The 21,637-nt window shown below is 34.8% G+C and carries 16 protein-coding genes; 5 read left to right on the top strand and 11 right to left on the bottom strand.

The window, feature by feature from the left end; genetic code table 11:
* Nucleotides 1-680, top strand: a 680-nt coding sequence (locus ABJI11_RS15770; RefSeq protein ID WP_348354280.1) for a response regulator transcription factor, incomplete at its 5' end; no start/stop codon positions are given.
* 12 nt (nucleotides 681-692) lie between these two features.
* Here the strand turns inward: ABJI11_RS15770 and ABJI11_RS15775 are convergent.
* The 4 genes from ABJI11_RS15775 to ABJI11_RS15790 all read right to left on the bottom strand — a co-directional run bounded on the left by ABJI11_RS15775 (nucleotide 693) and on the right by ABJI11_RS15790 (nucleotide 8,219).
* A complete protein-coding gene (locus ABJI11_RS15775; protein ID WP_348354283.1) occupies nucleotides 693-1,685 on the bottom strand; it encodes a hypothetical protein in 993 nt (330 codons plus the stop codon).
* A 596-nt stretch (nucleotides 1,686-2,281) separates the two neighbouring features.
* Nucleotides 2,282-2,656 (bottom strand): hypothetical protein, encoded by a 375-nt coding sequence (locus ABJI11_RS15780; RefSeq protein WP_348354286.1) that lies wholly within the window; start codon nucleotides 2,654-2,656, stop codon nucleotides 2,282-2,284.
* Between the two features lie 70 nt (nucleotides 2,657-2,726).
* On the bottom strand, nucleotides 2,727-3,140 hold the full coding sequence (locus ABJI11_RS15785) for a hypothetical protein (RefSeq protein WP_348354289.1): 414 nt from the start codon (nucleotides 3,138-3,140) through the stop codon (nucleotides 2,727-2,729).
* Between the two features lie 84 nt (nucleotides 3,141-3,224).
* Nucleotides 3,225-8,219: a DUF5724 domain-containing protein gene (locus ABJI11_RS15790; protein WP_348354292.1), complete on the bottom strand. Its 4,995-nt coding sequence runs from the start codon at nucleotides 8,217-8,219 to the stop codon at nucleotides 3,225-3,227.
* 351 nt (nucleotides 8,220-8,570) lie between these two features.
* Between ABJI11_RS15790 and ABJI11_RS15795 the strand changes: the two genes are divergently transcribed.
* Together ABJI11_RS15795 and ABJI11_RS15800 are read left to right on the top strand one after the other, a co-directional pair.
* A complete protein-coding gene (locus ABJI11_RS15795; protein ID WP_348354295.1) occupies nucleotides 8,571-8,723 on the top strand; it encodes a hypothetical protein in 153 nt (50 codons plus the stop codon).
* 249 nt (nucleotides 8,724-8,972) lie between these two features.
* Nucleotides 8,973-9,365 (top strand): hypothetical protein, encoded by a 393-nt coding sequence (locus ABJI11_RS15800; protein ID WP_348354298.1) that lies wholly within the window; start codon nucleotides 8,973-8,975, stop codon nucleotides 9,363-9,365.
* A gap of 73 nt (nucleotides 9,366-9,438) precedes the next feature.
* On the opposite strand, the gene ABJI11_RS15805 is transcribed toward ABJI11_RS15800, so the two are convergent.
* Nucleotides 9,439-9,843, bottom strand: a complete 405-nt coding sequence (locus ABJI11_RS15805; RefSeq protein ID WP_348354301.1) for a response regulator — start codon at nucleotides 9,841-9,843, stop codon at nucleotides 9,439-9,441.
* Nucleotides 9,844-10,201: 358 nt separating this feature from the next.
* On the opposite strand from ABJI11_RS15805, the gene ABJI11_RS15810 reads away from it, so the two are divergent.
* On the top strand, nucleotides 10,202-10,813 hold the full coding sequence (locus tag ABJI11_RS15810) for an SIMPL domain-containing protein (RefSeq protein ID WP_348354303.1): 612 nt from the start codon (nucleotides 10,202-10,204) through the stop codon (nucleotides 10,811-10,813).
* Nucleotides 10,814-11,001: 188 nt separating this feature from the next.
* On the opposite strand, the gene ABJI11_RS15815 is transcribed toward ABJI11_RS15810, so the two are convergent.
* The 6 genes from ABJI11_RS15815 to ABJI11_RS15840 all read right to left on the bottom strand — a co-directional run bounded on the left by ABJI11_RS15815 (nucleotide 11,002) and on the right by ABJI11_RS15840 (nucleotide 21,194).
* Complete coding sequence (locus ABJI11_RS15815; protein WP_348354306.1) at nucleotides 11,002-12,084, bottom strand: phosphoglyceromutase; 1,083 nt, start codon at nucleotides 12,082-12,084, stop codon at nucleotides 11,002-11,004.
* Nucleotides 12,085-12,091: 7 nt separating this feature from the next.
* Nucleotides 12,092-13,678 carry a metallophosphoesterase family protein gene (locus tag ABJI11_RS15820; RefSeq protein ID WP_348354309.1) on the bottom strand — a complete coding sequence of 529 codons (1,587 nt, stop codon included), beginning with the start codon at nucleotides 13,676-13,678 and terminating at the stop codon, nucleotides 12,092-12,094.
* 6 nt (nucleotides 13,679-13,684) lie between these two features.
* A complete protein-coding gene (locus tag ABJI11_RS15825) occupies nucleotides 13,685-14,017 on the bottom strand; it encodes a hypothetical protein (RefSeq protein WP_348354312.1) in 333 nt (110 codons plus the stop codon).
* 345 nt (nucleotides 14,018-14,362) lie between these two features.
* On the bottom strand, nucleotides 14,363-16,120 hold the full coding sequence (locus ABJI11_RS15830) for a RagB/SusD family nutrient uptake outer membrane protein (RefSeq protein ID WP_348354315.1): 1,758 nt from the start codon (nucleotides 16,118-16,120) through the stop codon (nucleotides 14,363-14,365).
* Between the two features lie 19 nt (nucleotides 16,121-16,139).
* The gene (locus tag ABJI11_RS15835; RefSeq protein ID WP_348354318.1) at nucleotides 16,140-19,112 is read right to left on the bottom strand and encodes a TonB-dependent receptor; all 2,973 of its coding nucleotides are present in this window, start codon (nucleotides 19,110-19,112) and stop codon (nucleotides 16,140-16,142) included.
* Between the two features lie 300 nt (nucleotides 19,113-19,412).
* A complete protein-coding gene (locus tag ABJI11_RS15840) occupies nucleotides 19,413-21,194 on the bottom strand; it encodes an alkaline phosphatase (RefSeq protein ID WP_348354321.1) in 1,782 nt (593 codons plus the stop codon).
* Between the two features lie 206 nt (nucleotides 21,195-21,400).
* Between ABJI11_RS15840 and ABJI11_RS15845 the strand changes: the two genes are divergently transcribed.
* Nucleotides 21,401-21,631 (top strand): hypothetical protein, encoded by a 231-nt coding sequence (locus ABJI11_RS15845; RefSeq protein ID WP_348354324.1) that lies wholly within the window; start codon nucleotides 21,401-21,403, stop codon nucleotides 21,629-21,631.
* The last annotated feature ends 6 nt before the right edge of the window (nucleotides 21,632-21,637 follow it).

Genomic DNA, 21,637 nt, shown 5'->3' on the forward strand with positions numbered 1-21,637 from the left:
ATTGGAACTTCAATTACCATAGACATTCCTTTAAAACAAACATTGTGAAGAAAACAAGTATCATTATAGCAGACGACCATTTGATGTTTTTAGAGGGCATCAACACCATATTAGCCGACATGCCCGAAATTAGCGAAGTGCATCTTGCAACTGAAGGAGAACAGGTAATTCGGTTACTGAAGCAGTTTGAAATAGGATTGGTAATCAGTGATATCAATATGCCAAAAATGGATGGTATTGAATTGTTGACCGAAATAAAAAAGAAGCATACCACTGTAAAAATTATAATGCTAAGTATGTTGGACAACCACAGAACGGTACACAAAGCCATTCAAAAAGGTGCCGATGGGTTTGTACCAAAATTCACCAGTAAAGAAGAATTGCAGAAAGCGGTACGTACCGTTTTAGATGGAGAACAATACTTTTCCGAAGTTATTAAACAGCGTTATATGGAAAGTATTTTTGAGCGTAAAAAATATAAGAATATTGAGCTATCCCCAAGAGAAAAGGAAGTACTCTCGCTTTTAACAGACGAACTAACCTCTAAAGAAATATCAGAAAAATTATTCATTTCGGTTAACACGGTTGAAACCCACAGAAAGAATATTCTTTTGAAAACAGGCTCAAAAACAACTACAGGAGCGGTGAAATACGCCATAGAATCTGGCTTGTTCGATTAAGGTTAACCAATTTTACATTTGAATCCCTTCTGCTTCAACCCGTAATTTGATAAGTTCTAAAGTCTCATCATAGGAAATTTTATCATTTTCCTGAGAAATCATTTCCCCAAAATACAAATGTTCCGTATCTATATCATAATAGGTAACATAAATTCCGGTTAAAGGGTTTTGCCATTTCTCATTTTCATCATTGTTTACCGTTGTGTCTTTCAGATATTGTACCCAAGCAATTTTTGACAAACTGGTTTTATCCAAAATAATTTTGCGATAATTTTCGTCTATTTCATAGTTGGAATATGACTTATCCAAATCGGACTGTACACGCTCTTTTATTTTATTTTCTATAGTATCAAAATCGTTCATTGTATCCGAAAGCATGAACATTTGTGGATACCATTGACCTTCCATACTCTCTAACGGAATATCTATATATCCTTCAGGGTGGGTTTCGGTTTTAATGAATAAGGACATTGTATACGGAATGTCCAATTCCTCATAAGAGCTATTTAGACGGGCAATAAATCTTTCAACTAAGCCATGCAGCGTAATACTTTCAATGTCCCCTGGAACAAAAATTTCAAATCTATCGTTCTCAAAATTTATTTCAGTGATTTCATTTATAAAATCTGCTTTTACTTTTTGTCGGGTACCATAGCGTTTTTGTTCTCTTTCATAAAGGTCCGAAATTTTTAAGTTTTCCCTTCCATAATACGATAAGGTATCATTCTCCAAAATCTCTTTTGGGTTGACATGGCAATAGAACTCAATTTCGGGTATTTCTTTATGAAAAAGAACTACAGTAAACATATTGGGGCTCATGGTAGCGGTATTAAAAAACCGATTCAGTTCTTTAAAACCAAGCTCTCCATTGTGTTCTTTTTCTAAGTATTGCTGCAAATTATTAGCTGCCTTATTCATTGATATTCCGCCCATAAAACGCGAAAAATTACTAACGAAAATTATAAACAGTAATATTAAAACGCCAATAACAATTAATATTTTCATAACTATAATTATATGAAGTAAAATTAGGTTAATTGTAATGCAATCACTTCACGGAATTCCGTGAGTTTTACATTTCTCTTAAATGTGGTGCTTAAAGCCTAACGTTCTAAAACATCCTTGAAGTATTGAAGAACAATATGTAGGAGGTTATCATACAAAAACTATTAAAAAGTAGACAAACATTAACTGGGCAACTTTAATAATAGATTATTTAAAAGTTGCTACAAGCGCATACTCACAGCTTGTCCCAGATGCATTAAAAAAAATGCTCTAACGATTTACGGAAAAAACTATTGCAGAAAGTATTAGTAATATTGAAGTATTCTGTATTGCCAACGAAGATGCAAAAGACAAAAAGAAGGTAAAAATAGCAAATCGGATTTTTTACTTATTGCATGTTGGGAAAATCATCACTAGATATATTTTTTTAATATGGTTTATAGGGAATTCTTAGAGAGCAACATTTAAGAGTTTTGTTTTATAAAGATTATGTTGTTACTAAAAAAAGGAAAGCTATAACAGCTTTCCTTTTTTGCTTATTTTAAATTGGCATGTTATTACAAAGTCAAATAATTAAGTATTAAAACATTGTATTACTATTCTTCTATTTGATTTATAGTCGTCATTCTTTTCAAAAGAATAGGCACGAACAAAGCGAATTTGGCATTGAATTCTTCCTGTGATGCCGCTGTGTTTATTGTCTTAACCATACTGCCCCAACTATTGAATAAAGCCTCTTCGGCATTTTCGCCATCGGTGTCTATATTCATGGCTTTTACCAGTTTAAAGTTTTCATCTTCATTGTAAAAACCAGTGGTTTTTACCTTTTCAAATATGTTTTCTAAGATACTTTGAGTTGCCAATAATTCAGTTACTCTAAGTGTTGCTTCTTGTGATGATTTAATAGATTCAAAAACATCTATCATTAAATTCTGTACCTCATCATTGATACTTGGGTCTAAATATGTCAAAATTGTATGTGTTTTAATTGTTCGTATTTATCTTATAAAATTGTTTTGGTCTTCCTGGTAATTTTAGGTTCTACCAATACGTACCCACTAAAAATGTCATCCGAATAAAGGCGATAACACTTTCTGAGTTGAGTTCTATGGGCTCTTTCAAATCGGTTACCTCATCATCATCTATGAATGCTACAAAGAGTCCGTCTTTGAAAGCCAGCAATACATTATCGATTGCTTTTTGCTCATCGGCGAGGTCTTTGTTAACTAAATCACCAAAATCTACCTTTCCGTTTTGTGCTTGATCTTGAATTTCTGCAGGACTTAAAAACCCGACCACATTAACTTCCGTTCGTTTTTTGTTGAACCCCGCAACTTGGTTTTTTACACAACCTATTAAAAGTTCTTCTAGATTTCGTGGAGTTTCTTCTAAGGTAAAAGGTACTTGCTTCACTTTTTTTTTGCCCAGTCTTTTAAGCTGTAATGTGATTTCCATTGGTTTCTGTTTTGTTGTTACATTAGGGATTGTCGAGGAAAGCCCGACTCCACCTAAGTGGGGTAACGCCTATATAATTTATTACTAGCTGTTTATCTGTGCTAAAATTGTTGGATCTTGTATTTTATTATCTTCTGACAGCAACTTCATTTTTGATATGATTTCGGCAGATTTAGGGTCATCGTCAACGAAGGGTAAGAACATGCGCCCTCTGTGCTGACTGTGTACTGGAATTATGGACAACGACAAGCCTTTTTTGCTCACCTGACCGCTACCTAAATGTATGCTGTACTCGCCCAGCGTACCCTGTATAAATATGTGTCGCTCTTTCACCGTAATATTGTTGAGTTTGAACAATTTTGCGGATTCTTCGGCTAAGGCAGCACGCATTTGCATGGTACTGTGGCTCGCTTCTGGGTCTACGCCGCCAACGTGGGCAACACTTACCACGAGGTCCACATCTCGCATAATCTCACTAAAAACCACGGACGGTATCTCAGTCAGCGGAATGCGCTCATAAGTTTCTATGGAATGAAAACACACTTCCTCTAGCGTTGGCGCCTCTACCTCTGACGGGGAATACCAGTCTGCCATAGCATACATGGTAGCGATAATACCCCGTTTGTGATACACTTTTTGCAAGCCTTCGTCCCTACTCACCGTCCATCCGCGACCTCTTAAAAGTGCCACGGTTTGCTTAGGCTGAATCTGGTGCCCTTGGTAACGTTCTGACCTATTGCTGTTCTCGCGCTCATCTTCAGTGAGTAAATATAATTCTCTAAATACTTGCTTAAACGGCTGAACCAAACGCTCGGCGAAAAGGTGTTTTTGATATACATCCCACTCCACCGCAGTATATAAATGCGATGCGTGAGCAATAACCAACTCATCGTCTTCTTCTAATTGATGGGCTTTGCCGGAAACATCGGTAAGGCTACCATCTTTATAAAAACCAGAGATCTCCTTTTCTGGAGCGAACATTACCAACTTACTCAGCATCACCTTTACAATAGGATGCAGCATCATGTTATGAATCTCAAAAGCAGTAAACTTATCTTCATTCACCATTGCATTTTCTAACGATAAACGGGTTCTGCTGTACTGCCTAGATAAATAGGTTTTGTTTTCTTTAAGCGAGATGACCTGGTTGTCTTTTCTAAGTTTTGCAGGAATAGATTTTAAGGCTTTATCGCCTTTAGTAACCTTAATTTCGGTTTTACCCAAATCATTTATGACCAAAGCAATCTCAGTATCTTCAATAGTCAACACCGCATTTTCCATAATGGCTTGGGTAGCTTTCGCCTCCATTGCCCAACTGAAACGCACACGGTCTTGATAGCCCGCATTTCTAGACAAATTATCTAATGCAATTTCTACTGCTGCCTTTTCGCTTTCTTGACGCTGTGCCCCAAACTTCTTGCTTTCCTTTAAAAAATCTTGTAACAGATTATACCGTTTCAACAAATCTTTTTCTGGTACGGTTTTGCTCAGCGGAATCAACCCCAAAGCACGCACGTAATCTTTATCTCGCTTATCTTTAATCTTCTTTAAGGTCTCGGTGATTTTCACCTCGCCCAACATTACACTAGAGTACAATTTTACCAATCTGTGACCATTACCATCGGTAATATACTTTGCGGCATCATGCAAGATTTTCCAGTTGGCTTTACCCAAACTGCCATACACTTTATTGAACCAATCTATATCTATGGCCCCCAAGGAAAAGTCGGACTTTGGAATGTTAGAGTACCTAGAAATAATGGTTTCTTTCTCGCTAGTCATATGATCAGAGGCATGGGCTTGGAACCACCAAACGGCATCTTCCAATTTTTCTAATCCTAAATATTCACCGATAACACCTGCCCATTGGGTAGCGTAGCAAGCTACTTCTATCAGTCGTTTTTTGGGTATTTTATGCTCATCTGCAAGCGCTACAAAATCGGCATAACTTTCAGTTTCCTTAAACGTAGTTTTCTTTAAAATAGAACTGAACAACGATTTTTTACTGTTGCCATAATAGCTGTAACCACGCTCAAAAGTATCTTTACCTAAACGTTGCAAAATCTTAAATACATAGTCTACACCTTCTACGGTACGTATAGGAAAAATAAAATCCGTTGCGGGTGTCACTAAATCACCACGTTCCAGTTCAGTTTGCAACAAGTTTGTTTTTAAGGGTAAAAACACATGTTTAGGAACGGGGTTTTCTGCAATTGTACTCCTGCGAAATCTATAGCTAGAACCACCATCAATGATAGACATGAGCTCGTTAGAATATAAGGCTTGAAAAAGAAGGTCATCATCATTAATCAATCCTTCTTTATACAATTTTAATGTGATATCAGTATCGGGAAAATTAAGGTTTCCCGTTTTTCTTCTTTCTTTGGTCATTTCCCTTACATCTGTAACCGGATCCGGGTGACCAAGGTCTTGCGCCACTAAAAACATATGAAGGTCCCAATACCTTTTTAGGTTTTCTTTGCTAAGTAGTTCTATTTCATTTGAGCTTAATTCACCTGAAAATGACGTTATAACATGCGCCCAATTAGCGGTAATGGAATAATGATAGCCACTTAATTGAAACTTAGAATACCTTAACCTTTCTGGGAAGGTAGCCACCATATCTTCAAAGACATCTAACTTATAAGAAACAACAGTGCTTCTATCCGCATACGCTTTAAAAAGACGTTTTAAAATAGTACTGTAAGTTCTTATTTTGGAATAATAATTTTCTTCGCTATTGACATTTAGACCCGTTAAATCAGGAAAAAAATGCTTCATAAAAGGCTTCAGTTCTTCATACTGCCCAAAGGGATAACTCTTATGTTTTAGAAAACGAATTGCGGCACTCATTTCAAAATCGTTCAGTTTGCTTTTCTCATACCATGCCACCCAAATATTTGACAAAGGTAGATTATGCAAATGGTCTTCTGCCGTTGCATGCTCATCTAACCTTTTTATATCATGAAGTCCTTTGTTAATGAATGTAGTATCGTTTTCCCCTTGATAACCTTCCATTTGGTATTCATAATTACCATTTTCGGCAACCAAGTCAATAAGGGTATTTACGGTTGTTATAATTTTATCGATATCTATAATATCTTTAAACTTAAAGTCTGAAGATATTGAACTTTTAATACCTAGTTTATCCAAGAAACTAGATTTACTTTCAAAGCGCGGTTGTGGTTGGTACAGGGCACTTAGATTATCATAATCGATAGCCCCAAAACCGTTGCTGAAATTGTACTCCTCCTTATTTTTAATAAACTTATTTAAAAGAATCTGTTCGTTTTTAGTGATTTTAGGTCGCTCGTTATAAGTAGCCACTTGAGCTTCAACAAAATCAGGATATCTGTTATCGGCATCTAAAATGGTCAATATCTCCAAACCTGCCAAGCGTTGGTCCACGCTCTTTGACGTCACCAGATTGGTGGCACTGGTTTTTACATCATCATTAGGCAAACTGACCAGTAGTTGAATTACTGCGGTACGCATGCTTTTCCCCTTCCGTCTCAGTAAATCTTCGGCAATTTCCAAATCTGTATCATACAAATACATCTTTCGGAAAATGTTGAGTCCTGTTGCCATAACACACTCATTTCTATTGTACACCGCCTTTCTTGCCAACGCTCTACGCCATGAGAATTTATCATAGTCTAGTTTTACTTTTTTCTCATCGGTTTTATAGTGGTGAAACGCATAACTGTAGTGTACTGGAAAAACTTTACGAATATAAGTCTCCCTAAATTCTGACGGTAACACATCTAAATCATTCGCTATTAGTTCCAGTTGTTGCTCCGTAGCTTCATGCAACAAGAACTGATAAAAATATTGGGAACTAGGAGTAAAACTCCACCAAGAAAAAATCTTGCTTTCATATGCTTTTCCTTTGTCACCAACTGTTTTTGCAACCTCAAAAAGTTTTATAAAAGTGTCATTATCCAATTCCATTTCTGGTAAGTTTACCGCCATCCAATGGTCTAATGCATAATCTTTACCTAATTCTTTTATAAAATATTCAACCAAAGAATCATTAGTACGCTCCGTTTTACTCATAAAGTAGAGCGCTAAAATCTTCTTATTTCTATCTACTGAAGAATACACGATATCCAAGGCTTTAGCATTTGCTTTATCCACATCTAATATACCAATAGACCATAATGCCACCAGCACCTCAATATTATCTTTGCTCTTCAAAAGCGTATCAACTTCCTTTAAGTTTAGAATCAGCGAATGTGCCAATTCTAAAATACGATTGATGACCGATTTCTTAGGCGCTTCCCAGTTCAACCCAAACCAAGTATTTACCGCACGCACCACACTACTGAAACGCGTAAGGTCATTCTCTAACACCACATTAATCATATATTTTAAAGACTGGAGACCGGCTTCATCCATAGATTCCAAAATGGACTGTCGCAAACCTTCTTGACGTTGTGCCGCCAATAATAATTTACCTACCATTTCCCAATGCTTTTTGTCTTCTGACAACAACAAGGCCTTGATAATGTCTTGACTTACACCACCAACTTCGTCTTCTCCTTGAATAATATCATCCAACAATTCATTGAACATATCACCGCTATTCTGCAAAACAATAGCTAAAAAAACACTGTTGCCATGTGGGTAATATGTGCTGTATTGAAAATGTTCTTCTAAGGTGAGTCCGCAAAAACCTATTCGGCTATTGTATAAAAATTGACTAAAAATATTTAATTTATTCTGTAGAATATCTTCGCTGGGTTTAGACCTAAATGCCTTACGACCATAGCTTCTTTGGTAAGGCATGGTATTTATAAAATCCCACATAGCGGCTAAATACGGTGCCTGCACTATACCAAATAACTGTATACCCAAACGCAGACCTTCTTCTGTAGCCCAAGGATTTACAGTTAAAGGATTATCAAACTCGCTATTGAAGTCATTAATGTTATAGTATGTATGCCCCTCTTTTTTAATCCTTCCTAGAATTTGCCCAAGCCTTCTATACGGTTGAGAAAATTGACGGAATTCAAAACGGTCTACTTCTGGTTTTTGATGTTTGCCAATATATTTATGAGCTTCTTCTGCTGGAATCATATGATGCTATTCTTTATACTTTTATTCTAAAAAAATGATTTGAAATAATGTAATACCATATAAACTTATGCTACTCAATGTTATTTTATAGTTTCAAATAATTTATGGCAAGGTAGACGGATTTCAACTTTTTTTTCTAACGGAATTTGGTGATATTTTTATCTACGTGATAATTTTGAATATGACGCTATTGAGACTATCACTCAGTGGAAGACCTTAAAATATCTTTGATTAGAACATATAAGTAAAGAGATGAACACCTATTCAAAAGCCATAGCAAACTTAAATTTGAACACTTTTATTATTAGCGGTAAATACAGTGAAAGAGAAGTTCCAAAATAGATTGGCACAATGAGCTCTCTTCGTGTGCTAGGTATTGAAAGCTTTACTAAAAACACCTTACCTACTGAGTTAGCAGCACTTACTCAATTGAAGGTTTTGAGTATTATTGGATGTAATTTTGAAGAGCGTGTATCAGAAGAATTTAGAAATCTCAATTTGTAGAAATTCATCTACTGGACTTCTGAATTTTCAGGTAGCAATATGAAGTTTATTATATACGAACCGCTGCAAGACAAACTCGTTCCACAACGCTATTTTGATGACGAGGATAAACTTACCCCGCTTCAATTATAATTTGTTCAATACAAAATAGCGCGAATTATTTGATTTTTGAGACATAATAACTCGCATTTGCATCAATACCCAATCTCCTTTAAAATTATATTATGGTGAATATTTAAATTAATAGACATGGACAAAGAGGTGTTATTGGGAAAAGAATTGTGCAACCTGTATGCAATCAACAAACAGGTTCATCAATATTTTAAAAATAGTGATGTCAGTTTTTTAAGCTGGCGCAGACAACAAACTGTTAAAGACTATATTAATTTTAGTAAAAAAAATGAAGAAAGCGTTGCAGAAATGCTACGTACATTACACATAAACCCAGGGAATACCATCGATTCGATTATAAATGAAATCACCGATAATCTTAATGAAATCACCCAACAAACAAAAGAAAACAAAGCATTAAACGGTTTAGGTTACATGATGTCTTTTAATAGACTTGTAAACTATCATAAGGCAAATGTTGAAAATATTAAGTTCATACTCCATGAATTAGATGAAATAAAAATAGGCTGATACTATGTTAATAGACCAACCTATTTAAAACACTAACCAAAGTCTTCTAATGTAAATTTTACTTATTATAATTTTATACAGCGATTTTACTCATAGCAATAATTTCACTAAGGTTTTTAGCAATCAATGGTTTTGTTATAAAATTTCTGACCAGTTCATATTTTTTTGCTTTTTCTATTTCATCTGTCCCAAAATGAGAACTAACAATATATACTTGAGGTTTATTCACAAAAGATAGTTTAGAAAATTTCTCTAGAAATCCCCAACCATCCATTATAGGCATATTTAAGTCCAGTAAAATAATATCGGGCATTCGCTGTCCGCAATTTAATTGAGAGGTTAAATTTATTAAGGCTTCTTCACCATCTTCATACACGAGAATATTAGCACTCACAAAGTTATTGTGGTTCAAAAGAATCTTAGTGCCATAAACACAAATGGGGTCGTCATCTATAATGCAAACTGTGTCTATCTTCATACCAATTTAATTTTTTAACTCATTTTATATTTTTTTCGCTAAAATACCTTAACAAGATAAAACTTACAAAAAATAAATTACAATAGCTAATCCATATTATATAAAATTCAATAGTCAATGACAAAAAACGTTGACTGAAATCAATGTTTCTCAAAGAATATTGCCTAATTCTTTTTATAGAGAACATAACTGTTATTTATTCTAATGAAAATTTAAAATGTCATCGTTTAAATTAGAATCTGATAAAAATTTAATTTCAGAATCAATTGTAGTATTCTATTTAATTATTGCTTTCAAATCATGTTACCGCTACAACATTAATATCTTAAATTTGAAAAATATTAAACAACAAATACACATGAAAAAAATCACTCTAGTTTTACTTTTTACCTTAATCGGCTTTACCGCTACGCAGGCTCAAACTAATCAAAAAGAAAAAACAGTTACCGTAACAGGTTCTGCTCCGTTAGAAAAAACAATAGTAAAATATAGAATCAAAGCTACTTTGAGTATGGATCAGGTTTACTATGCCGATACTCGAATTGAAAACTTAGCACAATTAAGAAAACAATACTTTGAGGAGTTAAAAGATTTAGATATCGATGTCTCTAAATTCGAAGAAAAAGAAATGGAATATTTCTCTTTAGGATATCAACGTGATGGAACCATTTTGTATTACGTAACCGAATCTAAAGAAGTTGCTATGAAATTAATGAAAACCAATTTATTGGGAGTTCAATTACAATTTCAAGTAAAACAATCCATTTCTTCAGAAAACAGTAAAATTGCTTTAGAAGCTGCTTTAAAAAATGCAAAAACAAACGCCACAACCCTATGCAAAGCAATAGGCACTAAGGTTGGTGACATTATTTCTATTAGTAACAACCCAAATCAGAATGAAGATTGGGAAAGCTATTATATTGACTACACTGAATTATATACTATAAGTGTAGTTTATAAGATGAATTAAGAAAAATTTTCAACAAAAGTAAAAGGCTGATTAGTGATTAATCAGCCTTTTACTTTTTCAATATACCCTACTCAAAGAAAAACCGACACCAAAAAATTAAGGTATACTTCTCAATAAAAGCTAATCGGCACTATTTTCACTGTAAAAATCAGCTTTATAACCTTTTATACTTTGCCTAAGTATTAATATTATTTAAAATCTATAGGTTTAGCAGGCAAATCTTCATCTGTTTTTAAATTCAAAATTTTCATTATAGTTGGTGTAATTTGATTCGCATATAGTTTTACCTTACTTATTTCGCCTTTTGCTTTTACATTAGGTCCAAGAAGTGCTAGCCAAGTATGTTCCGCACCTACAACATCGCTGCCATGGCTTGTCCATTTAGATTCTTCTTGAATACCTTCTCCTCTACCGTGATCTGTCGTTATGATAAAATACGTTTTGTCTTTATAAAAATCATCGTTCTGAACATAGTTCCATAAATCGGCAATCAATGCATCTGTATTTTGCAAAGATTTTATGTAGAAATCAAATTGTCCGCCATGTGCAAAATCATCGGTTTCACCATAGGAAATATATACTAGTTTCGGATGATTCTTTTTCACGTACTCCTTCGCAAAGTGATGCGTAAAAACATCTAACCGTACACTTTTCCAAACAATCGGCGCCTGACGCTGTATCTCATTCAAGAATTTCTCTTTTTCATTCAATTCTCCAACCGCATCCATATAACCCGCATTAACCGGCACCCCACTTCTTTTATCATTTATGATGAACGGAAAAACATCCCAACTGGCAAATGCGGCTACTTTACTTTTAAAAGTTTCTGATCTATTTGCCATTTCTAAAATAGTAACATTATTATTATAATTTTTATCGTTACTATCAATGTTTATATCGTCTGCCTTACCCGTTAATATTTCATTATAGCCCGGATAAGAGAACAACATTTTATTTGTAAGGTTTACATTACTACCTTTATTTCTGTTACCATAGAGTTGTCCTTCTTCAGCAATGGTATTCCAAAAAAATGGCATCAACTTTTTTCTGTTTTCTTCCTCAGACTGTCCAACAAGTTTTTCGGTAAGCCACTCTTTATCTTGGGTGTAATCGCTATTTAGTAAGTTCCTATCTACACCTATAAAAACATCTTGCCACCGTACACCATCCAAGGTAATTAGAAATACATTAGGCTCTTTACCTTCTTGAGCTATAACTTGGATCGAAGCAAAAAGTACTAATCCTAAAAGAATTATTGAAAGTAGTCTCATCAGTAGTTTAATTTTTAGTTTTGAAAGATTGTATTTGAGACCAATCACTCCAATTCAAATGCTGATCACGATAACGTACGCGCCAAAAATAATTAGTATTTGGTTGCAATCTTCTTGTAGGTTCATCAGTTAAATCATCTCCTTTTTGACGATTTTCTAAGTAATACCAGTTTTCAGATTGTTTCCAGCTATCCAACACTAATTTACCAAAATCTTTTGTAGTGGATATTTGCCAGTGAGATGCTGCATGATAGGCATTATCAAATGAACTATAGAACGGTTGCGCCTTTAACATATCGCCCGTAAATGCAATTTCATCTTTAGGTGAAACCACTATTGGTGTTTCCGGTTTATGCTCGTTTGCGTAAATGGTAATTTCATCGGTCTTTTCATTTTCCCTGAACACATGCTCATTACCACGGCTAATTCTTTTAATCGTAAATTTAGGATTGTCGTTGTCACCATCTACCTCAACCATAACAAAGCCATACTCATCTTGGGTTACACTGAATTCATCATAATCCCTGCCTTCAAATTCTCCCCAATTATCAATAGCGCCACCTGCAGTGGCAACATTGATCCATAAGTGCTTATGATTTTTTGATTGACCTCTAGAATACCCATGCGTATGACCAAAAAAATGTAAACTTGGTTTACCGGTTTTGGTTGTGAACGCTTCTAACATTTTTACCACTTTACCTGAGGACTCTTCTTCACCATGAATCCATAATTCTGATTTATGCGGGTGATGTAGCTGTGCGAATACAAAATCGATTTCCTCATTCTTTGCCGTTTCTTCAAGTAACGATTTTAACCATGCAAATTGTTCTATATTATCACGATACCCCTCATTAGAATTTAGCCCAATGATTCTAGTGTTGCCATAATCTTTATACCACCAATGTTCCGCATAAGCAGGTGTACCGTTCTTTGGCAGGCTAAAATACTTGAAATAATAGCTAGAATTTCGTTCATGATTTCCCAATACAGGATAAACGGGTACTTCAGAAATAAGACTTTGCGCTGCCTCAAAGAAATCATTTTGCCACTGATCATATTTTGCTCCGTTCTCTACCAAATCTCCTGGAATTAATACCATAGCCAAATCATCAGAAACATCATTTCCATATTCCGACTTTAAAAAAGGAAGTACACCTTTATTGACTATTTCACTGAACTTATCTGGATTCTGATGGTCTATTTGCATATCGCTCATTGCCAAAAGATTGAAAGACTCGTTATCACTGGCAAACGGTGGTGTTTTAAACTGATAAATATCAGACACGAGCTTACCTGTTTTCACCCGATAGTAATACTGGGTAAATCGTTTCAGTCCAGTTATTTTGACTTCATGAATACGAGATTCATTGAAGTTGATATTATATGCTATTCCGTTTGCCTTTTTTCCTAATTTTGGCGACGTACCATATTCTACCATACTTTCCTCACCCAAAGAAGTCTCCCACATAATGGTCATTTCGTTGGGGTTGGCATCTTGCAAATAAGGCTGAACTAAAAAAATTGTCTTTTCTTGGGCATGTATTACAGCTCCCCACAAAAGGGCAACCATTACATTAAATTGTATTGTTTTCATAAATATCTAATTACACACGCTATCTAGCGCATTTTCTAAAAATAGGAAAGCTTTTTTTAATTCTTTTTTAAAAATAGTCAGTGCAGATGCCAATAGAAGTACATTACCTATAGAGACCTTAAAACTCAATCCGTTTTTAAGGCTGTCGTATATAACTTTCTCCGTTAGGTACACTGCTTTTTCTTTTGTATCTCTAATGGTCACCAATTCTACAGCCCATAATAGTCCACGACCACGAACATCACCAACAAGTTTATACTTCTCTTTTAAAATGGTTATTGCCGTACACATGATTAACGAATCTCCCACCACTTTGTGAAAAATTTTCTTCTGCTCCAAAATATCTTAGGTAGTCAATACTGTCATAGCACCAAGCGGACTCTTTTCATGAGTTTAAAACCCTAATGATATCCCGTGAAATATATTATATCAGTCGCGGATAACAATGACTGCTTGTGGAAAACACCTCTCTATCCATTACCCTAACAAAGAATATCAGGCTCGCTACCGTAATATTTAAAAGCAAACATTTCCTCTATTCTACCAAAGGCAATGGAAATTTCATCTAGAATAAGAACCAATATTGTTCTAGGTTTAAATAAAACTTTAAAATTCCATTATACACATAAAAAAATACGACAAGAAAATTAATTCTTGCCGTATATACCTATTATTAATTTGAATTTAATATCCTTGGTTCTGCACCAAGAAACCTTCTATACCAGAGGCGCCATCAACTGCACTTTGTGGTATTGGAAAAAGTCTGTGGTTTACATCAGTATCTGTTTTGTCTGTCCAAGTATCTTCATACTTTCCAAATCTAATTTGATCAGATCTTCTAAAACCTTCCCAGTACAGTTCAAAACCACGCTCACGAAATAAATCATCAGCGTTAATTGAAGATAATGGATCCGGAGTTTGATCAGGACGTGCCGTTCTTGATGTTCTTACAATATTCACATCTGCTAAAGCACCTGCAGAATCTCCGTTTCTTAATTTAGCTTCTGCTCTCATCAAATAAATTTCAGCAAGTCTCATCAATACTAAATCAACACTACTGTTACCGTTACCGTTTGGTGAAGTACGGCTAAATTGATATTTGGAAACTCTATACCCTGTGTTATGCAATGATCCTTCATTAGTAAAATCTATTGCCAAGGTATGATCTACATAACCTACGTCTCTTGCATCGCTATTCCCTTTTGTTTGTCTTACCGGTAATATCTTTACAGTACCATCCTCACAAGTTAAAAACTGACCATCATCACCTTTTCTAGGTCCCCATTGAATACCACGAAGAATACCTCTATCCATTTCAAAGGCTACTGCGTCAACACAATAGAAACTATTATCTGTTTCTGTTTCCAGCAACTTATCACGTCCTTCCAAATCTGCTAGCTGAGCATCGGGAACCAATGTATTTCTTTGATAAAAACGGGAATCTGCAACTGCAGGATCTACATCGCCATTCGCATCTACCCATGTTTGATAAAAATCAGTTGTTATTGCAGGTCCATCCGTACCATCTGCACTAGGCCATTCCGGTCTAGGAAACATAGCTCCTGCAATAGACCAATATGCCCATCTACTATGCTCATCTGACAATACACCACGCTGATCCAAAGCAAATATTAATTCTGGATTAGAATTATTTTCATCATTGAACAATTCAAAATATTCTGGTGATAAAGAAAAATCTCCAGAATTAATAATACTGTTCGTATAAGAAATTACTTGGTCCATATCTGCTTGGGTAAAATCCGGGGTTCCGTAAGGGTCACGATATACCGCAGCATTTAAATTTAACCTAGCCAAGAAGCCATATACCGCTGATTGTGTCATTCTACCCGGACCTTTATCCGTATTAATTACATCTACCACGGATAACAATTCACTTTCAATGTAATCAATAGCATCTTGTGTTCTTAATACCTCAGAAAGTTCTTCAGATGATTCTTTCTTAAGCACAATACCCCAACTATCTAACAATAGCATATTCAAATAAGCTCTAAGTGCTTTCATTTCATACAACGCACCGGCTGCTTCCGCATCACCATCCTCTGCCAAAGGCTTTAATACTTCTATTGCTGCCAAGGTTCTTGATATATTGGTTGTAAGCTCGTTCCATCCACTGGAAATTAAATCATTTGTTGGAGTGAAATTATGGCTATGCGCTGCCAAAAATTTACCACCATCAAACCAATCTGATCCACCACGATAAGGCAAAATTGCTTCATCTGATGGTATTAATTGAAGTCCATAATAATTGGTATGTCTCCAGGTCCAAGAGATATAGCCATACGCAGGTGCAATTGCCCCGCTAATAACTTCTGCCTGAGCACCCGTTAGCGATTCGTCTAATAATTCTTCGTCTAAGTCTGTACAGCTCCAAGTCAAAAAAGACGCTAGGAACAAGGATGTTATAATTAGTTTATTTTTCATTTTGAAACTATTTTTTTCTTTAAAAGGATACGTTTAAGCCAAACAAGATTGTTCTTGATGAAGGATAGGTGTACCTATCAATACCAAAAGTCTGTATACCATCTACTTCACTACCAGTATTTACTTCTGGGCTATACCCGGTATAATCGGTAATAGTAAATAAATTTTGACCGGTTAATGAAAATCGGATATCACTTACATAATTATCCAAGCCAATTTTACTGGCTAAAAGGGTATACCCTAAAGTAGCATTGTTCAACCTCAGGTAAGCGCCATCTTCTAAGTACCGTGTAGATACCTCATTTGAATTACTAACATCTTCATCAGGAAATTGAATAGCAAAATCTGTAGTATTTAAATTTCTACTAAGTTGCCCTTTTGAAAAAGAAGACATAGCTGTATGATTGTAAATCTTATTCCCAGATACACCGTTAAAATTAAATCCTAAGTCAAAATTCTTATAGTCGAAATTCAAGTAAAATGCATAGATAAAGTCTGGTGCTGCACTACCTGCTGCAATACGGTCATCATCTAAGATTTCACCATCACCATTTACATCTCTAAATTCATTTAAACCATCCGCTCCAATACCTATGAACTCTTTCATATAGAAAGTACCAATAGCTTCATTGTTTAAATAACCATTTATCGTAGCCCCAGTTTGCCCTGCACCTTGTGCCGAACCAGTTGTAATAATTTCGAATGGAGAATCTGTAACTTCATTTTTAATAAACGTAGCGTTACCACCAATATTAAAAGAGAAATCTGAACCGATCATGGTTCTATAATCTAAAGCGAATTCTACACCTGAGTTATGAATTTCTAAATCTTCTAAATTGGTCCAAATCTTTTCCGTAGGCTGAATAGGGTCTACTCTATTTGCAAACAGAACAACATCGGTAGTAACTTTATTAAAGTAATCTACGGTACCTGTTATCTTATTATTAAACAATCCAAAATCCAAGCCAATGTTAGTTTGTGTTGCTACTTCCCATTTTAAGTTAGGGTTTGCCGTACGTGCAGGTACAGTACCAAAAGGATAGCCATCTAATGTGGTAGCACTATCATCTAAAGGATAAGTGTCATTATCACTTTTGCTATCGGTATAACTTGCCAAAGAAACCTTATTATCAATACCTTCTTGATTTCCTGTTTGTCCCCAACTAAGGCGAAGTTTTAAGTTATTTACAACATCGTTTTCTGCCAAGAAAGTCTCTTTGCTAATATTCCAGCCTAAAGCAACCGAAGGAAAATATCCGTATTTATTATTTGCCCCAAACTTAGAAGAACCATCTGCACGCATAGTTGCCGTTAGTAAATACTTATCTTGGTAGCCATAATTTAATCTACCAAAGAAAGACTGCAATTCATTTTTCTCAGCTATTGAAATTAGGCTTGTAGGAAACTCTTGACTACTTATTTGATCTTGATATCTTGGATCAATATCATTATTTGCAAAGCTCTCCAATTCAAATTTCTTCTGCTGAAATAATACTTCTTGATATGAATGACCAACTAAAATTGTAGCACTATGCTCACCTTTATCAAAAGTATAGGTCAAGGTATTATCTATTTGAGTGTTTTCATTTGTTGTCACCCATGAATTTAAATACCCTTGATTTAAATCTTCTAATAATGCATAAGGAGAAAGCTGTTGATCGCGGTTTGTAGAGGAATAATCTACACCTAGATTAAGTTTATAAACCAAACCTTTTACAATTTCTACGGATGGCGAAATATTTGCTAATATGCGATTACTATTAGATTCATCTAAATAAAGCTCATTACGAACTAACGGATTTAATCTGTTATCATTTAACAACGTAGGAGAACCATTTGTATATAACGGAATAGTAGGATTCAACTCTAACATATCTGTCACCGTAGCGCTGGCATCTGGTCTATTGTTTAAAGTTCTAGAAGCGGTTAGGTTTAAATCCACATTCAATTTACCATCAAAAGCTTTCTGATTTAAGTTTAAACGACCAGAATATCTTTTTAATGAACTGTTAGCAAAAGTACCTTGTTGATCATCTATACCTACAGATGCGAAATAAGTAAACTTATCTGTAGCACCACCACTCATAGAAAAATTAACATTCTTTGAAACTCCGGTTCTTGTTAATTCATCTTGCCAGTCCGTATTTGCACCACCATCTAGTAAGGTTCCACCAACTGCTGGCACTTGTCTTCTAAACTCATCTGCAGAGAACACATCAATTTTATTTGCAAGGGTTGCAAACGCCGTAGTAACAGAAACATTCATTTCAGTTTTACCAGCCTTACCTTTCTTAGTAGTAATAACAATTACACCGTTTGCTGCACGCGCACCATAAATAGCAGCTGCAGAAGCATCCTTTAGAACATCCATAGATTCAATGTCTTGAGGATTGATAAAATTCAAAGGATTTGAGCCTACTCCAGTAGTTGTGTTATCGATTACAAAACCATCGATAACAAATAAAGGAGAGGTACCAGATCTAAAGCTACCAATACCACGAATTACGATATTTTGAGACGCTCCTGGTTCTCCACTTACAGAAGTAATGTTTACCCCGGCAACTTTACCTTGTAATAATTGACCTGGATTTGCTACCACACCTTTATTAAAGTTTTCACTTTTAACGGATGAGATAGACCCTGTTACATCTGATCGTTTTTGGGTACCGTACCCAACTACAACCACATCATCTAATTGTGTGGCATCTTCTATTAATTCTACATTAATAGTTGTACGCCCATTTACAGCTACTTCTTGTGTTGAATACCCTAAGTAAGATACTATCAATACATCTGTGGCTTCTGCGTTAATTACAAAATTACCATCAAAATCACTTGTTGTACCGTTTGTAGTTCCCTTCACTTGAACCGTTGAACCTGGTAAGGGTTGCCCGAATTCATCTGTCACCACTCCCGATACATTGTCTTGCGCCCACATAATGGAGGCAAAACCAAGTAAGCAGAAGTTCATTAAAAATTTTAATTTTTTCATACAGTTTGGTTTAATAAAATTTGTTGTTTTTTTATTTCAGGAATTAAGATTGAGTTCTAGAAATTCTTAAATCCTAAAATTAATTTGAGCTGCAAAAGTAGTTTTAGCGATACAAGCGACTGTTAACTTAAGATCACGTTTACATTAGCTTATTTGACCAAAATTGAGCTTTTGTTAACTTAGTATTAAGTTAACGTTTGTAATCGGCTTTAAGAATTCTGCAGCAGAAATCATCTTGTTAAAGTAGATTTATTTTAACAAAATAACAATTAAAATAGCAATAAATAATCAAATTCTAATTTAAAGGTCTAATATTTTAATTATTTTGTAAAAAATCTCATTATTCTCGTAAATACCCTGGAATTCTTGAGACATAGGACCATAGGCAAAAACAGGAACCATTACGCCCGTATGATCGTGCGTAGTAAAATCAGCTTCAATTTCATGTTTAAGTATATTACCTTGAGGAATGGTTAACCCACCAGTTTCATGATCTGCTGTAATAATAACAAGAGTGTTTTTATCCGCATCAGCAAATTTTAATGCTTCAGTGATTGCCCTATCAAAAGATATACTTTCATTTATAACTCCTGTAATATCATTTTCATGACTATAGCTATCAATTTTAGCTCCTTCCGTCATTAAGAAAAAAGGCTTCTTTTTATTATTCAAAAAAGTAAGTCCGTTTTTAGTAGCAACCGACAATTGATCCACATATCCTTCTAAAGATTTTATCTTAATATCAGCAAACCACGCACCTACTTTATCATCTTCACTAGCACCAATGGTGGCTATATCTGAATTCATTTTAAATCCGGACTCTTCAATATTCGCAACAGTGGTAGTTGGTCTCGATATGAATAATTTTAATTTAGAAGTATGTAAGTCAGATGCAATGTCCGCAACCAATCCCCTATCTGTTCTATGGGCAAAAAAGGAAGAAGGTGTAGCTCCTGTTATCTCATCTGTAGTTATTACCCCAGTGTTAAATCCATTTTCAGATAGTATTTCAGTAAGGTTTGGTATTGCCCTACCGTTAACATCTGTACCAATTGCTCTATTATTGGTTTTTTGACCTGTGGCAATTGCACTACCTGCACCAGCAGAATCTGTAGTAAAATCATCGGCAGATTGTGTTTTTATAAAACCTACACTTTTTATTTGTGTTAAGGTTAGCTCCCCGTTGTTAGCTAAAACTGCTGATGAAATTTGCGCAATCCCATTACCATCGCCAATCATTAAAATAATATTCTTAGGCGTACGATTTGCCTTATCAGATTCAAATGTTGGTTTATATACTTTCGAGAAAATTGTATTCTTGACTATTCTTTCCTTTAAAGAAGAAACATACTGCACGCACTTATTAGGCATATCAGTATTTATAAAATCTACACCCATGTTGGCAAAAGCTTTCCAAGCGGATTTAGAATCTGGAGTTGCCCAAAAACGAAATGGCTTTTCTAAATCATGTACCTTTTCTATAACTGTAGTAACCTTATTATAATCATCTACGGTTAGTCTGCCTTTACCATTCCATTCAGAATAATTTTTAAAACTTAAACTTACCATGGCAATTTTATCAAGTGTCTTAGCATCCTTAATAGGTTCTGTACTTTGATAATCGAAAGAAATAAAATCTGGATAGTCTACAAACTCTTCTAAAGCCGGTCTATTACCAGAAATAATGATTTTAATATTTTCATTATTAATAATAGTTGGGTAATCTTGTAAGCTACCAACGATAGCATTTAGCGTTTTATAAGCTCCTGTTTTAACATCTACCATTAACTGAATCTCTTTATCTGAAACCATTTTTAAGGCAATTGCTTCTCTTAATGGATTTAAATACAAACGCTCTAAAGTTTTGTATTGATCAATTTCATTATACTTATGCGCAACCATTAATTTATTATCGACATAAAATACATCTACTTCAATAGATTGCACCTCTGCACCAAATGCTTTCCAGAACGGAACATTCTGTTTGTAATCATTATGAGAATGAACCTTAAAATCTTGAGAAAACCCTGTAGAAATACTAGTTAAAAACAAAAAAATTACTGCTATTCTTACAAGTCTCATAATTCAAAAATATAATGAAGAAAATCTTAATTTGCGGTTTTACCTTAAAAAAATTCGGTTTGCAAATATTATAACTAAAACCCAATATTAACTTAAGCTAAGGTCAAGTAAAGATTAAGTTGATGTCAACATGCTCATATCTATTTACATTTTTTACACGTTTGAAACACTTTTTTATTTATTTTTGGAATCTACCATAACCACCAATGACCGAAAATATAAAACAAATGTTCAGTAAAATGAACGACGAAACTCGTGAGGAAGCCCTTGACTGCCTAATGTCTGAGTTTAACTTGGAAAGCACCAAGTACGTTAAAAAAAACTGGATTATAGGAGGTCGTATACCGGAAGAGAACCAGGAGAAAATTGTTCGTATTTTTCAGAACTTATTAAGAACTCAAGTTTTTAAGATCAAAGAAATAAAGGTTAAGCTTTAAGATCTA

Origin of the sequence: Maribacter sp. (assembly GCF_039968975.1) — a bacterium.
In the GTDB taxonomy this organism is placed as follows: Bacteria; Bacteroidota; Bacteroidia; order Flavobacteriales; family Flavobacteriaceae; genus Maribacter.

Bases quoted from the DNA above. Each gene is read 5' to 3' on its own strand.
- ABJI11_RS15775 (WP_348354283.1), bottom strand. From the start codon at position 1,685: ATGAAAATATTAATTGTTATTGGCGTTTTAATATTACTGTTTATAATT.
- ABJI11_RS15785 (WP_348354289.1), bottom strand. From the start codon at position 3,140: ATGGAAATCACATTACAGCTTAAAAGACTGGGCAAAAAAAAAGTGAAG.
- ABJI11_RS15790 (WP_348354292.1), bottom strand. From the start codon at position 8,219: ATGATTCCAGCAGAAGAAGCTCATAAATATATTGGCAAACATCAAAAA.
- ABJI11_RS15795 (WP_348354295.1), top strand. From the start codon at position 8,571: ATGAGCTCTCTTCGTGTGCTAGGTATTGAAAGCTTTACTAAAAACACC.
- ABJI11_RS15800 (WP_348354298.1), top strand. From the start codon at position 8,973: ATGGACAAAGAGGTGTTATTGGGAAAAGAATTGTGCAACCTGTATGCA.
- ABJI11_RS15805 (WP_348354301.1), bottom strand. From the start codon at position 9,843: ATGAAGATAGACACAGTTTGCATTATAGATGACGACCCCATTTGTGTT.
- ABJI11_RS15810 (WP_348354303.1), top strand. From the start codon at position 10,202: ATGAAAAAAATCACTCTAGTTTTACTTTTTACCTTAATCGGCTTTACC.
- ABJI11_RS15815 (WP_348354306.1), bottom strand. From the start codon at position 12,084: ATGAGACTACTTTCAATAATTCTTTTAGGATTAGTACTTTTTGCTTCG.
- ABJI11_RS15820 (WP_348354309.1), bottom strand. From the start codon at position 13,678: ATGAAAACAATACAATTTAATGTAATGGTTGCCCTTTTGTGGGGAGCT.
- ABJI11_RS15830 (WP_348354315.1), bottom strand. From the start codon at position 16,120: ATGAAAAATAAACTAATTATAACATCCTTGTTCCTAGCGTCTTTTTTG.
- ABJI11_RS15835 (WP_348354318.1), bottom strand. From the start codon at position 19,112: ATGAAAAAATTAAAATTTTTAATGAACTTCTGCTTACTTGGTTTTGCC.
- ABJI11_RS15840 (WP_348354321.1), bottom strand. From the start codon at position 21,194: ATGAGACTTGTAAGAATAGCAGTAATTTTTTTGTTTTTAACTAGTATT.
- ABJI11_RS15845 (WP_348354324.1), top strand. From the start codon at position 21,401: ATGACCGAAAATATAAAACAAATGTTCAGTAAAATGAACGACGAAACT.